The sequence below is a fragment of the Lysinibacillus sp. NPDC095746 genome, assembly GCF_044763535.1.
GTDB lineage: Bacteria > Bacillota > Bacilli > Bacillales_A > Planococcaceae > Lysinibacillus.
The window spans coordinates 42011-56534 of sequence record NZ_JBIWGL010000029.1 but is presented as its reverse complement, the minus strand read 5'-3'; the positions used below and the strand labels follow the sequence as shown (position 1 = coordinate 56534).

Annotated in this window: 11 protein-coding genes and 1 rRNA gene; 8 read left to right on the top strand and 4 right to left on the bottom strand. The window is 38.2% G+C overall.

Annotated features, from left to right (window positions below):
• Positions 1-93 (top strand): 5S ribosomal RNA (rrf, locus tag ACIQ7N_RS18920); the annotation flags it as partial.
• Positions 94-792: 699 nt separating this feature from the next.
• Here the strand turns inward: rrf and helD are convergent.
• Entirely contained in the window at positions 793-3033 is a 2241-nt protein-coding gene (gene helD / locus ACIQ7N_RS18915) for an RNA polymerase recycling motor HelD (RefSeq protein WP_402934952.1), read from the bottom strand.
• A gap of 166 nt (positions 3034-3199) precedes the next feature.
• Between helD and ACIQ7N_RS18910 the strand changes: the two genes are divergently transcribed.
• The gene (locus tag ACIQ7N_RS18910; RefSeq protein ID WP_402934949.1) at positions 3200-3922 is read left to right on the top strand and encodes a glycerophosphodiester phosphodiesterase; all 723 of its coding nucleotides are present in this window, start codon (positions 3200-3202) and stop codon (positions 3920-3922) included.
• Positions 3923-4401: 479 nt separating this feature from the next.
• On the opposite strand, the gene ACIQ7N_RS18905 is transcribed toward ACIQ7N_RS18910, so the two are convergent.
• On the bottom strand, positions 4402-5424 hold the full coding sequence (locus ACIQ7N_RS18905) for a DUF2804 domain-containing protein (protein WP_248719122.1): 1023 nt from the start codon (positions 5422-5424) through the stop codon (positions 4402-4404).
• A 183-nt stretch (positions 5425-5607) separates the two neighbouring features.
• Between ACIQ7N_RS18905 and ACIQ7N_RS18900 the strand changes: the two genes are divergently transcribed.
• Positions 5608-6102, top strand: coding sequence for an amidase domain-containing protein (locus ACIQ7N_RS18900; protein WP_132360098.1), 495 nt, complete (start codon positions 5608-5610; stop codon positions 6100-6102).
• 326 nt (positions 6103-6428) lie between these two features.
• Complete coding sequence (locus ACIQ7N_RS18895; protein ID WP_402934946.1) at positions 6429-7001, top strand: nitroreductase family protein; 573 nt, start codon at positions 6429-6431, stop codon at positions 6999-7001.
• Positions 7002-7049: 48 nt separating this feature from the next.
• Here the strand turns inward: ACIQ7N_RS18895 and ACIQ7N_RS18890 are convergent, their stop codons facing one another.
• Entirely contained in the window at positions 7050-8432 is a 1383-nt protein-coding gene (locus tag ACIQ7N_RS18890; protein ID WP_402934943.1) for a dipeptidase, read from the bottom strand.
• A gap of 684 nt (positions 8433-9116) precedes the next feature.
• Between ACIQ7N_RS18890 and ACIQ7N_RS18885 the strand changes: the two genes are divergently transcribed.
• From ACIQ7N_RS18885 to ACIQ7N_RS18875, 3 genes are all read left to right on the top strand, one after another.
• Complete coding sequence (locus tag ACIQ7N_RS18885) at positions 9117-9542, top strand: Cif family virulence factor (RefSeq protein ID WP_402934940.1); 426 nt, start codon at positions 9117-9119, stop codon at positions 9540-9542.
• A 271-nt stretch (positions 9543-9813) separates the two neighbouring features.
• Positions 9814-10245: a MarR family winged helix-turn-helix transcriptional regulator gene (locus tag ACIQ7N_RS18880; RefSeq protein WP_402934937.1), complete on the top strand. Its 432-nt coding sequence runs from the start codon at positions 9814-9816 to the stop codon at positions 10243-10245.
• Complete coding sequence (locus ACIQ7N_RS18875) at positions 10238-12493, top strand: ATP-binding cassette domain-containing protein (RefSeq protein ID WP_402934935.1); 2256 nt, start codon at positions 10238-10240, stop codon at positions 12491-12493. Before ACIQ7N_RS18880 ends, ACIQ7N_RS18875 begins: the two co-directional genes overlap by 8 nt.
• Positions 12494-12531: 38 nt before the next feature.
• Here the strand turns inward: ACIQ7N_RS18875 and ACIQ7N_RS18870 are convergent, their stop codons facing one another.
• A complete protein-coding gene (locus ACIQ7N_RS18870; RefSeq protein WP_402934932.1) occupies positions 12532-13401 on the bottom strand; it encodes a DMT family transporter in 870 nt (289 codons plus the stop codon).
• 509 nt (positions 13402-13910) lie between these two features.
• Between ACIQ7N_RS18870 and ACIQ7N_RS18865 the strand changes: the two genes are divergently transcribed.
• Positions 13911-14459 carry an RNA polymerase sigma factor gene (locus ACIQ7N_RS18865; protein ID WP_132360114.1) on the top strand — a complete coding sequence of 183 codons (549 nt, stop codon included), beginning with the start codon at positions 13911-13913 and terminating at the stop codon, positions 14457-14459.
• Positions 14460-14524 lie beyond the last annotated feature (65 nt).

Sequence of the window (14524 nt, the reverse complement as noted above, 5' to 3'; positions counted from 1 at the left end):
CACACCCGTTCCCATACCGAACACGGAAGTTAAGCTCTTTAGCGCCGATGGTAGTTGGGGGCTTCCCCCTGTGAGAGTAGGACGTCGCTAGGCACCTAAAAAAGTCGAGGATTTATTCCTCGGCTTTTTTGTGTGTGAAAATAAATAATTTTTAGTCCTATTATTAGTAGACTAACTTCAATTGCTTTAAAGCTAATGCACGACACCAGCACTTTGAAACAAAAGCAGCCTTAATTTCTGAATATCAACTGCTTGGACAAAGCTCACTTTTCAAGAACAATCCATCGACTGGCGAGTGAGTATATTACCGCTCTGGCAGACAATAAAGTGAAAACTTAACATGTGCACAATACAGTGTATATTTGAATACTTGGTTTTTAGAACGTGAAAAGGAGGGATTTATCATATATTTGATGCATCTCTCTTTTTATTGTGGATAAGTGAAAAACAGTACAAGAAATGGCTAAGATTCCGCCATGTATTTTACGAATGAACCGAGGATTCACAGTAAGATATTGGGATCCTTTTTATCATAAATTTGTAACTATCTTCATATAGTATTAGTAAGCCTATGAAAGGAGTCGTTATCATGCGCATGCCGGCATTACCTAAAAAGAAGTCTCCTCCAAGGGAAGCACCAAGGTCATGGTGGAAAGTTGTGAAAGCGTACTTATCCAGAGGGAGGTTTTATCGTATACCGCCTCGGAATCGATAAATGAGTTAAATGTTCGATGCAAAAAAAGTCGCTTTAATAGCGACTTTTTTATCTTCTTTCAGTCAGCGAAAGCGCAATTATAATGTCTGTTCATTTTCTAATAGAAATGTATTTTTTGTTGGACCAATTAAATAAAGCTCGTGCATGGCTCGAGTGAGTGCAACATAAAGTAGCTTGCGATCGACCTTCGTATCGTAGAAGGGTGTATCGAAGGCAGCTACGATCACAGCATCAAATTCAAGGCCCTTTGCTAAATGACTCGGAACAACGAGCAATAATTGCTGATTGATGGATTCATTTTCAGTAAGAAGCTGAGAAGCAATTTTTTCGTCCTGCAATGCTTGCTGCATTGTTTTTGCCTCTGCGGTCGTTTTGCAAATTAAAGCAACGGAATGATGTCCATTGGCGCGAATGGCTTCAAAAATTTCCTTTATTTGCAAGGCATCAAATGATTGAGCTTGAATAAAGGTAGGGACATTACCATGTCGAACTACTGGCTCTACTAATGGAAGCTGTTCATCCATTTGAGCTAAGACTTTGTTAGCGACCTCCATAATTTCGATTGTTGTTCGATAGCTTTTTTGCAGTGTTCTAAAGCTTGCTCTAGGAAATAGATTTTGGACAGGTTCCCAGGCAGTAAGAGAACGATAGCTGTGAATTCCTTGTGCTAAATCACCGACCATTGTAAACATATCTGTTTCAAGGCCAGTTTTTAAAGTAGCAAGCTGAAATAAACTATAGTCCTGTACTTCATCGATGAAAACGACTCGCATTTTCCATTCATCAGGAATGCCCTTTATACGAGCTTGTAAATAATACAGTGCAGCTAAATCTTCAAGCGCCCATTGTTCTTTAGTATGTGCCTGTAAAAATTGCTGTTGCTCAAGATAATGCCATTCTGGAGCAAGCTCTGCTAAAAGCTCAGCATTTGTTAGGAGAGTACGATAGAGAGTCTTGATGTTATGTTTAGCAAAGCGTCGCATATAAACTGTTGCTGTTGATTTTGCCTCTTTTTCAATGGCAGGTATGCGTTCATCACGTTCATCAATAAACTTCGTGACAACCCGACGCCGTTTGTCATCATCACGAAATCCATCAAGTGCTCTGCCAAGTGCTTCATCATATTTTTTATGAAGTGTATTTAAAATAGCCTGTTTCTTTTGACGAGCATGGCTTGCTAGCACTTTTTTAATATGTGCTAGTCGTTTTTCAATCGGCATATAAGAAAATTCATATAAAAATAGCTTCTTTAAATGGGAGGCACGCATAATGCAGTATTTTTCTATGAAAACATCCTCAAATTGGTTGGCAATTTCCTGCTCTATTTTTTGAACGTATCGTTCTATTACATCTCGATAATAAAGCGAGCCCTTCATTTCAGATATCCACGAAGCTACCTGTTGGGGTTCTCCTGCAACAAGAGATTCTAACTGCTCATTTGGGTTTTGAAGTTTCAATTTAAGCTTCGTCGCGGCTAGAACGTAATCGGAAAAGGTTGTTTGGCAAATTTTATCAACACCAAGCTCTGGTAAAACATCACCAATATAATCGATAAATAACTTATTCGGTGCTAAAATCATGAGCTGCTCAGGGTTAAAATGCTCGCCCATCGTGTAAAGGAAGTAAGATATTCGGTGTAGGGCAATTGTTGTTTTTCCACTACCAGCAGCACCTTGTACGATAATTGGCTGACGAAGATGTGCTCGTATAATTTCGTTTTGCTCCTTTTGAATAGTGGAGACGATTTCTGTTAAACGCACATCTGCTTTTCCAGCTAACGCTTCTTGCAGTAATTCATCATTTGTTGTTAAATCAATATCCCGTAAATCGAGCAATTCACCATCATTAATTTTATATTGGCGTTTGGCAAATAGATGTCCCTTATGGATTTCTCCACGAACATCATATTCCATATCCCCAAGGCGACCATCATAATAGACGTTTGCTACCGGTGAACGCCAATCGACTATTATAGGCTCATGGGTTTCTCGATGAAACAACGACGTTTTTCCGATATAAAGAAATTCTTCAGGATCCCCTGTCTTTTGGAAATGAATTCGGGCAAAGTAAGGCTTTTTTTGAATAGCTTCTAAGCCTTCCTTTTGGTTTCGGGCCATTTCAAAGAAACGAGCATTTGCTAAGATATTAATATAGCCCAAACTTGAATCTAAATAATCAAGATCTGCCATAGACTTACGAATATTCTCCTGAGCAGATTGCAAACCTCTTTGTGATTCATTTAAAATTTGCTGCATGTAATTTTTAGTGTAAGCTAGTCGCTCCACTTCAGCCTGAAAATCTGGATGTTGTGCAGTCATTTTTAGCACCTCCTAAGTACTTACATTTTCAAGTAGATTCTCATACTACTATATATAATATTTACCATCAAGTGAAATTGTAATAGGCTTATTAAGAAAGAAGAGAAATCGAAATTTTAATGGCCCGCCTGAGTTGAAAGTTGGGCGAAATAGGAGGTTATCAAATTTGGACATTTTTTCCCATAGAGGCGTTTCAGCACATTACCCAGAAAACACTATGGCTGCTTTTGTGGCAGCATCAAAGCTTTCGATTACAGGGATTGAACTAGATGTTCATTTAACAGCGGATAGGGAGTTAGTCGTTATTCATGATGAAACGATCGATCGCACATCTAATGGCTCTGGCTACGTAAAGGATTACACGTTACAAGAGCTCCGTGCATTTGATTATGGCTCATGGTTTTCTTCTAAATTTGAAGAGGAGAGTATACCAACTCTAGGAGACGTTTTAGAGCTATTTGCAGGCACACATCACCGCATTAATATTGAGCTCAAAACCGATATATTTCCATATAACGGGATAGAAGCGCTTGTAATTAAGGAGGTCGCTGCATATCAAATGACAGAAAGAGTCATTATTTCCTCCTTTAATCATGAATCTATTCAGATCGTGGCACAAAGAGCACCATATATTGAAAAAGCGGCACTGTTTGCAGAAATTTTAGTTGATTTTAACTGCTATACAGCTCAAATACCGGCAGATGCTATACATGTTAGCCTACCTACAGCATTTCGGAGATCCATTCAAGAAGCTCTTAATGAAGGAGCAACTGTCCGTGTCTATACAGTTAATGATGTCGAGCATGCAAAGCAATTACAGCAGCTCGGTGTACAGGCAATATTTACAGACGACCCGGAAAAGATAGTATCAGGATTGACTGATTTGTAGGGTTGAATGGCAGGGGCGGGGGATAGAAGTTAGGGCGACGGAAAGAATGGTCAAAGCGACGGATAGGAAGTCCAGAACGACGGAAAGAAAGGCCGAAGTGACGGATAGAAATTAGAGCGACGGAAAGAAGAGTCGAAGTGACGGAAAGAATGGTCAAAACGACGGAAAGAAGAATCGAAGTGACGGAAAGAATAGTCAAAGCCGTGGATAGAACCGCCGATCGTGGATAGAACCGCCGAAATCTCGGATAGCCCCAACAGAAGGAAAGAATGTTCAAAGTCGCGGATAGCCCAGCCAAAATCGAGAATACGCCCCGATAGATTGACGAGGATAGAACCAGTCGAAGCGGCGGATAAAACCGCCAATCGCCGAAAAAGGCGCTATTAAGGGCTTTTTTGGATTTAACGCGCTGAGGTGTGCGAATCAGTGCGTTAAATCCTAGTATGTGAAGAGTATAGCAAGCGATTAATTTTTGGTTCTTACCACTTTGCGCGGTTTTCTTCGATACTGCCTAGCATTTGTTTGATGACAAGTGTTTCGCCATTGTCTAGTAATACGGAGCCGTCGAAATAGCCAAACATTTGATGTACTTCAGATTTTATGAGACCAGCTTTTGTGACGGATACACGCTCGAAAAATGGGGAGAATGTTAATGAAACTTGGTTCGTGAATTTAGTTTTAATTTTCCAGCGTTGCATTAAATCCTCTTGATTATAATTGAACAGTACATCCTCATGTATTTTGGTCATTTTACCTTCTACGAAAACAGCATTTTCCGTCATTCCGGTTCCGTCTGTCCATTTACCCCCTAAATTGAGTCCGATTCGTCTGCCTCGAACTCGCTGTGAGGCCATTCCCCAAGTCCATGTGGATTCACGGGGCCAAACGCCACGGCTGTATTCTAGGACAGAGAAGTTTTCCTCAGGAGAAAACATAAAACGGCGATTACCAATCGTCACAAACCCAGAAGTGGGGAGTATATGATGCTTACCTGTGAATTGGAATGTTTTACGGTTCCAAGGGATGACTACATTTAATGACTCATCTGTAGGCGGATGCTGAATGACAAGCTTTGCACGTAAAACATCTCCATCGAAGTCTGGGATTGAAACGGATAGATGGGTTTCATTTTGTACATATGTCATATCAATCATCATTTCACTATTTTTGAAGGATACGGAATCTAGCACCTGTGTAGGCATTTTTAACTTTCCACCAAATGGAATTGTAATTGTTTTTTCAAAGTAGCGCTGTGTTTCATATTCAAGGAAATAGACGAAGCAGACCGCTGCGTAGTCTAGATGGCTAATAGTAGCTGAGAAGATGATCTCATCGCCATAGACACACCAATAATTCCATTTCTTTTTGCGCATGATATGGCCACTTAAATTGCTGTTTATGAGAGGTTTACGAGCAAATCCGATGGCAGCTGGATTTAAATTACCTTTTTTATCGCATAAAAGAGTAGGTTGTATAATTTCTTTCTCAGCATGCTGCTTCAATTTTAACATCCCTTCTGATTCGTAATATAAAAGCCTATAATTTCTTACCCTTATTGTAGCAAAAACTATCTCAAAATTGGCAATGATAGTGCCAAATAAGACCACATTCGACATTTTTATGAATAAGGACCTAGCTAATAGAAATCCCTCATTATACATATGTTGAACTTAAGGAGGGGAAGCGTGGCAAAAATGTATAACAGACAGGCCGCTGTACAGTATGCAAACTTGTGGTGGAACAGGCGTAATCCAGCATTTCCGAATTTTACTGTTGATTGCACGAACTATATATCCCAATGTTTACTTGCTGGAGGAGCACCAATGCGAGGGGCTCCAAATAGAGGGAAAGGTTGGTGGGTTCAACATGGAAATTGGAGCTTTAGCTGGTCTGTTGCACATTCCCTTAGATGGTATTTGGAAGGCTCGACAACGGGATTGAAGGGTAGGCGTGTACAATCTGCGGAAGAATTAGAACTTGGAGATATCATTTTTTATGATTTCCAAGGGGATGGAAGAGTTGATCATTCCGTAATTGTGACAAGTATCCAAAATGGTATTCCATATGTTAACGCACACACTTCAGATAGCATTAATCGACCGTATTTTTATGAAGATTCAACGGCTTATACGCCAAGCATGACTTATCATTATATTCATATAGAGGATAGTTTTGCTTAAGGTGATAGTAGTGTTAAAGCTCATCATTTTGTGATAATGTGAAAGATAGAAGATATTAATTTTGCCTTGGCGTAATTGCGTCCGGTTTTGAATTGTAATAACAAAATCCGTGACATCCGCCGAAGGCTTTATTTTCATTCAGTAGGTATGTGGACACCAAATAAAGGAACTATATCTGAATTTACCTCATTACTTTCAGAGAAGGGAGTCTAGTCCTCTGTACCTGTCGCTTTGCTTTCGGTACAAGAGAGATTTGTAACTACCGTTTCACTTACGAATGAAGATAAATCTTAATTATTGTAGTGTTTAGAAGGAGATAAGAGTAAATGAGCGAACAATTTTTATCTATTAGGGATGCGATTATTGAGCGTCGATCTATTAAAAAGTTTAATGGACAGCCGGTGGATCGTGAAGACTTATTGGCCATTATTGACGATGCAGTGTGGGCACCGAATCATGGAAATCGAGAGCCTTGGCGTTTAGTTGTTGCATGTGGTAAGGAGTTAGATGGTCTTCATAATTTATTGCGTGATTTAACGATACCGAAATGGCAGGAGCTTTCAAGTGAAGATTTAGCGAAGCAAATGACGAAATTTACATTACCGGGTGGCTATGCTTTTATCATCGTTCCAGAGGATGCTCGACAAAAAGAGCGTTTAGAAGATTACGCAGCGGCAAGCATTTTTATTCAAAATATACAATTGCTAGCTTGGGATAAGGGAATCGGCTCATGTTGGAAAACACCTGGGTTCCTAGATAACCCGAAATTCCGTGAAGCTCTAAAGATTCAGCCGGGTGAGCGTGTGATCGCGATGCTACAAGTTGGCTATTTTGATGAAGTACCAAAAGGGAAAGAACGTAAAAAATCAGTAGATATCGTTTCGATTTTTGGAGAATAACAAAAGTAAAATCCCCTCGTTTAAAATGGACGAGGGGATTTATTTAATTTATTTTTGTAATTCAGCTACCTCGAATAAATAATCACTTAAAACGCGTAATCCTTTATCGAAGTTTTCTAAATGGAAGTGTTCATTTGGTGCATGGAAGTTTTCGCTTGATAAGCCGAAGCCCATTAGCACTACTGGCAATTCTAAAATTTCATCAAAGGCAGCCACGATAGGGATTGATCCTCCTCCACGTGTGTAAGCAGTTGGCACATTATATACTTTTTCGTATGAGCGACCAGCAGCTTGGATAAATGGATGATCAAATGGCGTTAAGAATGGGCGACCTTTATCGAATTCAGAGATTGTCACTTCAACGCCGGTTGGCTTATGTTTTTCAATATGTGCTTTTAATAGTGCTACAATTTCATTAGGCTCTTGATTTGGTACTAGACGGCATGTGATTTTTGCGCCAGCCTCAGCAGGAAGCACTGTTTTAATGCCTTCACCAGAGAAGCCACCAAATACACCATTGATCTCTAGTGTTGGGCGTGCCCAAGTACGTTCTAAATAGGAATAACCAGCTTCACCGAATAATTCCTTCACGCCAACTTCTTCCTTCACAGATTCTTCATCGAAACCAAGCGCACGGTAAGCTTCACGTTCCTCTTCCGATAATGGTAAAACTTTATCATAAAAGCCCTCAACTTGAATTGTACCATGCTCATCGCGGAAGGATGCTAGAATGTCAGCTAATGCATGAATAGCGTTTTGGACACCGCCACCGTAAAGACCAGAGTGAAGGTCACCTTTTGCACCACGAACATCAATCTGAACACCTGTTAAGCCACGTAATCCATAGCATACAGCAGGCTTACCAGGGCCATATAAACCTGTATCAGAAATCAAAATTAAGTCAGCAGCCAGTTTCTCCTTATGCTCTTCAACATAGGCAGGAAGGTTAGGACTACCAATCTCTTCTTCACCTTCATAGATGAATTTCACGTTCACTGGTAAAGTGCCAGTTGTCGCAAATAATGCTTCAATCATTTTTAAGTGCATAAATACTTGCCCTTTATCGTCACTAGCACCACGAGCGAATAGTTTGTTGTCTCGGATTGTTGGGTTGAATGGCTCTGTTTCCCATAAATTTAGTGGGTCAACCGGTTGTACATCATAATGACCGTAAAATAGAATAGTTGGTTTATCCTCTGCGTGTAACCAATCCGCATAAACAACAGGATGTCCTGCAGTTTGCGTAATAGAGACATTCTCAAGATTTAGCTTTTTAAAAGCATTTGCTAGCCACTCAGCGGCATTTTGTATATCTCCTTTATGCTCTGATAAAGAACTAATACTTGGAATACGTAAAAATTCATTTAATTCATTTAAATGTGCTTCGCGATGTTCTGAAAAATACGCATCTAATTGCTGTAAATTTGTCATCTAGCATCCCTCTTTTCAAATATTTCGATAATAGAAATAGTATAGCATAATGTGGTTGGGGAATCTTGTTATAGCAATGGTTTCTAACGTTTTAATTAGTTAATGCTTAGTCTTGCATACCTGGATGATTAACACAAAGCACTTGGCTACAAAGTAGGTGTTTTGTATTTGAAAGACTATGAATATACCCCTTTTGGAACAGCTTCACGACTAATAATGGAGGATAATTGAATGCCACTTTCGATTTAAGTAATAGGAGAAAAAGCTGGTCCGCATGTATTACTTTATTTAAAACATATAAAAGCAGGGAATTTAATGTTTGAAGCTGAAAAATTGGGCGTTCGAATATATTCCCCAAACGTCCATTGGTATCTTCAAAAGCCAGAATCCATCATTATGTTGGGATTCGGATGGGGCTAGGGTCTGATAAAAGGTAGAATGAAAATGCCACTTCTTGGTTTACTTTCTACATATCCTTCAGCAAGCAACTGCTGGTAGACAGATTGTATAACTTGTTTGCTAAAAAGCATCTACTCTTGGGGTTGCTTTTAGATTTTGTCGCCATTTTTTTAAGAGGAAAAAGTCTTCAAATTATTTACAAATAGTAGTAGTTTTGGAGTTTTCTCAATTTTTAGTTTTGTGTTAATGTACTTAGTGGACTATATTTTATAAGGGGGTTTTTAAATGTCTTCTACGACAACATTAATCGAAGATTTTCAAAGTTTTTTTAATCGTTTTCAAAAAGTATGGAATGGTTGCAACGCGGATGAAATGATTGCTTTAATTTCACGGGATATAGCAGTACGGTGGGTAGGGCCTGGTACTGATATTTCAGATTGGGGATACGAAGAAACTTGTAAAGGTTGGGTAGAGGCATATAAACAGTATGAAGGCCATGATCCAAAATGGCATTTTAAAGAATTGTATACTACACCTGCATCAGAAAATGAAGTGATTGCAACGTTTTGGGTAACTTTTGAAATGGACGGGAAATTTTTAGAGGTAGTGAAATTATTTGTTCAGAGATTTAGGAAAGAACAAAATGATGAATGGAAGCTAATAAGGGAATATTGTGAGCACCTAAATGCGGAATCTTTTATCACTAATTGAGGAATGCACATCTTTATTAAACTTTAATAAGTTTTATTCAACCACTCGTATTTGAGTGGTTTTATTATGCTCAATGAAGCGGGGCAGAGTCCATCTTGGTTCATTATCGTATGCCCATCTAACCTCCCAAAAAAGCACCCAATCGTAACGGACTTGGGTATTGCTCGGTTATCACCTTTACATTGAACTATTCGCTGGAGTGTATATTCTTGATTATTAATTGCTAAAGAAATATAATTTCTAAATAGAAACTATATGCGAGGTGAAATAAGTGGAAAAAATAAAAAATGCTCTAATTAATTTGCAATGTGAATTGGTTGCAGAGAGAAATAAAGTAAATTTGCAAAATATAAGTTGGATACAATATGATATTTTGCATTTGTTATCAGAAGAGGGAAAATTATTACCGTCGCAAATAAGTACTATTTTAGGGATAAGTAGAACGAAACTATCTAAATCTTTGAGAGAACTAAAACATTTAGATTATCTGGAACAAAAACCAAATGTCCAAGATGGAAGAGAGTTAATCACTATGTTGACTGCCAATGGAAAAGCGCTAATAACAAACATAGAAGCAGGTCATGACAAACTTTACGAAATTGCAGGTAGTGTATTTTCGGAGGGAGAGTTGGAGTTGTTTTCGGAGCTATCAATGAAGTTTTCCAAGGCTCTTAAGGATGAAAGGCTGAAGGATCATGAATGAGTTTATTTCAATAAAGGGGACAAAGACAAACAACCTAAAAAATATTTCTCTTGATATTCCGAAGCATAAAATCACTGTTGTAACTGGCATATCTGGATCAGGAAAATCGTCTTTGGTTTTCGATACTCTAGCTGCTGAATCCCAAAGATTATTAAACGAAACTTACTCTAGTTATATTCAACAATTACTGCCGCATTTTGATAAGCCTGTCGTTGATAAGATAGAAAATTTGCCAGTGTCAATAGTTATTGATCAAAAAAAAGTCAGAGGAAATGCTCGTTCGACTGTTGGTACATTTACAGACATCTATACTAGTCTGCGCTTGCTGTTTTCTAGAATGGCTACTCCGTTTATTGGTTATTCTATGGCGTATTCGTTCAATAATCCGGAAGGGATGTGTCCGGTTTGCAAAGGTATTGGAGAGACGCAACAGATTAACGTTAATAAATTGATTGATTTTGACAAATCACTTAATGAAGGCGCCATTCATTTTCCTACATTTCAGCCTGGCGGTTGGCGGCTAACTCGCTATACGGAGACAGGGAATTTTGATAATGATAAAAATATTTCTCAATATACAGAAGAAGAGTTAAATATTCTACTTTACAATGAAGGAAGTTCTCCGAAGAATCCCACTGAGCGTTGGCCAAAGACTTCTACATATGTAGGAGTGCTACCTCGGATTCAAAAAAGTTTTATAGAAAAAGAAGATTCCAAATATCAATCCGATTTAAAGAGAATCCTAGAAATTCGTACTTGTCCAGATTGCTTAGGTACTAGAGTAAATAAAACAGTACATTCAGCTAAAATAAAAGGTAAATCTATAGCGGATTGTGTGGATATGTCTATTGATGATTTATTGTCATTTGTACAATCTATCGATAGTCCGGCTGTATCACTTATTATTGAAGATTTAATTGGAAAACTTGAAAGCTTACAGTTAGTAGGGCTAAATTATCTCACCCTTAACCGAAATATCACAACACTTTCGGGCGGAGAGTCTCAAAGAATAAAGATGACGAAGCATTTGACTAGTTCATTGTCTGATGTTTTATACATTTTTGATGAGCCAAGCATTGGACTTCATCCAGAGAATATTGTTGGCATCAATCGAATTTTCCATGGATTGAAGAAAAAAGGAAACACAGTTGTTTTAGTTGATCATGATCCAGATATCATTAAAACGGCCGATCATATCATTAACATTGGCGAGTATGCGGGGGCAAATGGAGGAAGGATAACGTTTGAAGGAAACTATTCGGATCTCCTAATTTCCGATACGCTCACTGGTAAAGCTTTATCCAAAAAACATACAGTCAACACAGACAAAATGGCTTTTCCGTCATTTTATACACTTGATCATGTCAATCTTAATAATGTTCGGGATGCAACAGTCAAAATACCAAAACAAGCTTTAACTGTTGTAACAGGTGTTGCGGGCTCAGGGAAAAGTACATTGATACGTTATTTATTTACTAAAAAGTATCCTAAAACTATAGTACTAGATCAAAGCCCTATACATGGGAGCAATCGATCCAATCTGCTAACTTATCTCAATGTATTCGATAAAATAAGAGAGCTCTTTGCTCGTGCATCCCATAAAAGTGCATCTTTATTTAGCTTTAATGGAAAAGGTGCTTGTCCTGTTTGTAAAGGGAAAGGTCATATAACACTCGACTTGGCCTATATGGGAGACGTTGATCAGGTTTGTGAGAAATGCCATGGGAAAAGATATAACGACGAAGTACTCTCATTTAAGTGGAAGGGATTGAGCATTCACGATGTACTTCAGCTGACGCCCTTAAAGGCCAAAGAATTTTTTAGTGATCAAGGTATTCAAAGGATTATGGTCAATTTAATTATGGCGAATTTAGGTTATATACAATTAGGTCAAAGTTTAGACACCTTTTCGGGTGGGGAGCTTCAAAGGGTAAAAATGGCAAAAATATTGGGTGACCCAAGTAATGACCTTATTGTGTTGGACGAGCCGAGTACAGGGTTGCACGAAGCTGACATTGATAATTTATTCGTGTTGTTTAAAAAACTTTTAAGTAAAAAGAAGACAGTAATTGTGTTGGAACATAATTTATCAATTATGAGCCAGGCACAATGGATCGTCGATATGGGGATAGAGGGTGGAAACTTAGGAGGAAATGTTCTTTTTGAAGGTTATCCTATCGATTTATTGGATATAGAAAACTCATATACAGCAAAACATTTACGACGTTATGTGAAAGTAGAAGCATAAAAGAAGCTGAATGAGAAAGATCATTCAGCTTTTAGTGTTTATTCACGAATAACCAATAGTACACCACTAAAGATTAATGCAGTTCCAGCCCAAAAGGATAGGCCGATTTGTTCCCCTAGTAATAGCCACCCTAGGAAGGTACCGACAATTGGTTGAAAGAAGAAAAATAAACCACCACTTGCGGCATTAAGCATCTGTAATCCACGAACCCACAGTAAGAAGCCACACGCTGTAGAGATAACGCCTAAGTAGAGTAGGCCACCCCAGATAGATGGCTCTGCCATAGCATGTAAGTCTAATTTTATTAGTCGTGGAATGGCTAAAGGTGTTAAGACCATGATAGCGATAAGTGTTCCGTAGCTAGTGACAACGATTTGTGAATACTGCTCTGGTACCCGTTTAATAAGGACAGACATCAATGACCAGGTTAGGGCAGCGATTAGTAGAGCAACCCCACCTAACTGATGGGAGGCATCGATATGTGCATTACCTACGATCATATAGACTCCGAACGTCGCTAGAAGAATAGAAACAGCTTTTTTTAAAGTGATTTTTTCTTTTAAAATGAATCGCGCAAAAACAACCATAAATGCCGGTGTCGTTGCTGTAATGATGGCGCCCATTTGAGCAGTAGACAGCATAGTACCAATTTCTTGGGCAACGATAGAAATCGTATTTCCAATTAACCCAATCATAAAAATTAACAGCCAGTCCCGCTTATCAATTTTCCACGATTGCTTTGTAATAGTGCCAATAATGAACAAAGCGATGATGGCAATCGTATAGCGCAGCCATACTAATTCTAAGGGTGGTACGGTATCAACAACTACCTTTACTACTACATACATGCCGCCCCAAATGCTTGCAGCAAGTGATAAATATAAGGAACCTAATAAGGTTTTTTTCATTTTTTCCCCTCCGTTAGCTCTAGACAATGCCTGTCCTTAACGGAGAAATGATAATTCTCCGTTAAGGGAGAATAACTTCAGGTACATCGTGTTCAAATAATGGTGAAAAGATCATAATAGCCAGCTCCTTTTTATAGTATTTCATTTATCATATAACATTTTTTTGAATTTGATTAGAAAAAAATGGTCTGAACTCGGTCAAACGAAAAACTCAAGTTGTTGCTTCTGAATTAAGTGTTTGAAAGGTATGAAAAATCTGATTTCTTTCGCGCTAGGAATTTTAAGGGAATACTATTGAATATTTAATAAAAAAGAAGAGGGAGGGGCGTGTTATAAAGCTTTTCTCCGAATAATAAATATAGTAATAAAACATTATTTACGAATATTACAAGTGAAAGCATTTAAGCTTACACGATTGTAATGTAATTGAAAGCCAATACGATAGAGTGTAATACATTATTTTGCGAGAATGTGTATAGAAGCAAGAACAAGAAGCGGAGGAATACACAATGAATGAAAAATTAGAAGGCGTATATGAGGAATACAATCGTTACATATACCATTTATGTTTAAAACTTACTCGCAATAATGTAGAAGCTGAAGATTTAATGCAAGAAGTATGGGTAAAAGTTGTGCGCTATGAGGATAGCGTTGCCGAGGTAGAGCATATTAAAGCTTGGTTAACAACAATTACAATGAATACATTTAGAGATCGCTATCGTAAAAAAACACGACGTAGTAAATACATGATGAACCAACCTGAAACATTAGACGTACCGATATTAGATTTGGTTCCCAATAATGACATTTCAACAGAAGAAAAAATTGAAAAAGATATTGTTACTAAATTAGTACAGGATAAAATGGGTCAATTAGATACAATCTATCGTAAAACATTATGGTATTTCTACATAGACCAATTTTCACTAGCAGAAATCTCTTCAATTATGAAAGTTTCAATTGGTACTGTGAAATCGCGTTTATTCCGTGCAAAAGCCCGTTTAAAAGAAATGCTAATGGCCGATGCATCCATAGTAGAGTCTGTGCTACCAGCATAATGAAATGCATTGGTCGCACTAGCATAATTACTTAGACGGAAGTATTCGCCCGGCCAATTCAATCC

What these genes read in the sequence shown, in the direction of transcription:
- helD (WP_402934952.1), bottom strand. Translation starts at nt 3,033, where the DNA reads ATGACTGCACAACATCCAGATTTTCAGGCTGAAGTGGAGCGACTAGCT.
- ACIQ7N_RS18895 (WP_402934946.1), top strand. Translation starts at nt 6,429, where the DNA reads ATGAGCGAACAATTTTTATCTATTAGGGATGCGATTATTGAGCGTCGA.
- ACIQ7N_RS18890 (WP_402934943.1), bottom strand. Translation starts at nt 8,432, where the DNA reads ATGACAAATTTACAGCAATTAGATGCGTATTTTTCAGAACATCGCGAA.
- ACIQ7N_RS18885 (WP_402934940.1), top strand. Translation starts at nt 9,117, where the DNA reads ATGTCTTCTACGACAACATTAATCGAAGATTTTCAAAGTTTTTTTAAT.
- ACIQ7N_RS18875 (WP_402934935.1), top strand. Translation starts at nt 10,238, where the DNA reads ATGAATGAGTTTATTTCAATAAAGGGGACAAAGACAAACAACCTAAAA.
- ACIQ7N_RS18870 (WP_402934932.1), bottom strand. Translation starts at nt 13,401, where the DNA reads ATGAAAAAAACCTTATTAGGTTCCTTATATTTATCACTTGCTGCAAGC.
- ACIQ7N_RS18865 (WP_132360114.1), top strand. Translation starts at nt 13,911, where the DNA reads ATGAATGAAAAATTAGAAGGCGTATATGAGGAATACAATCGTTACATA.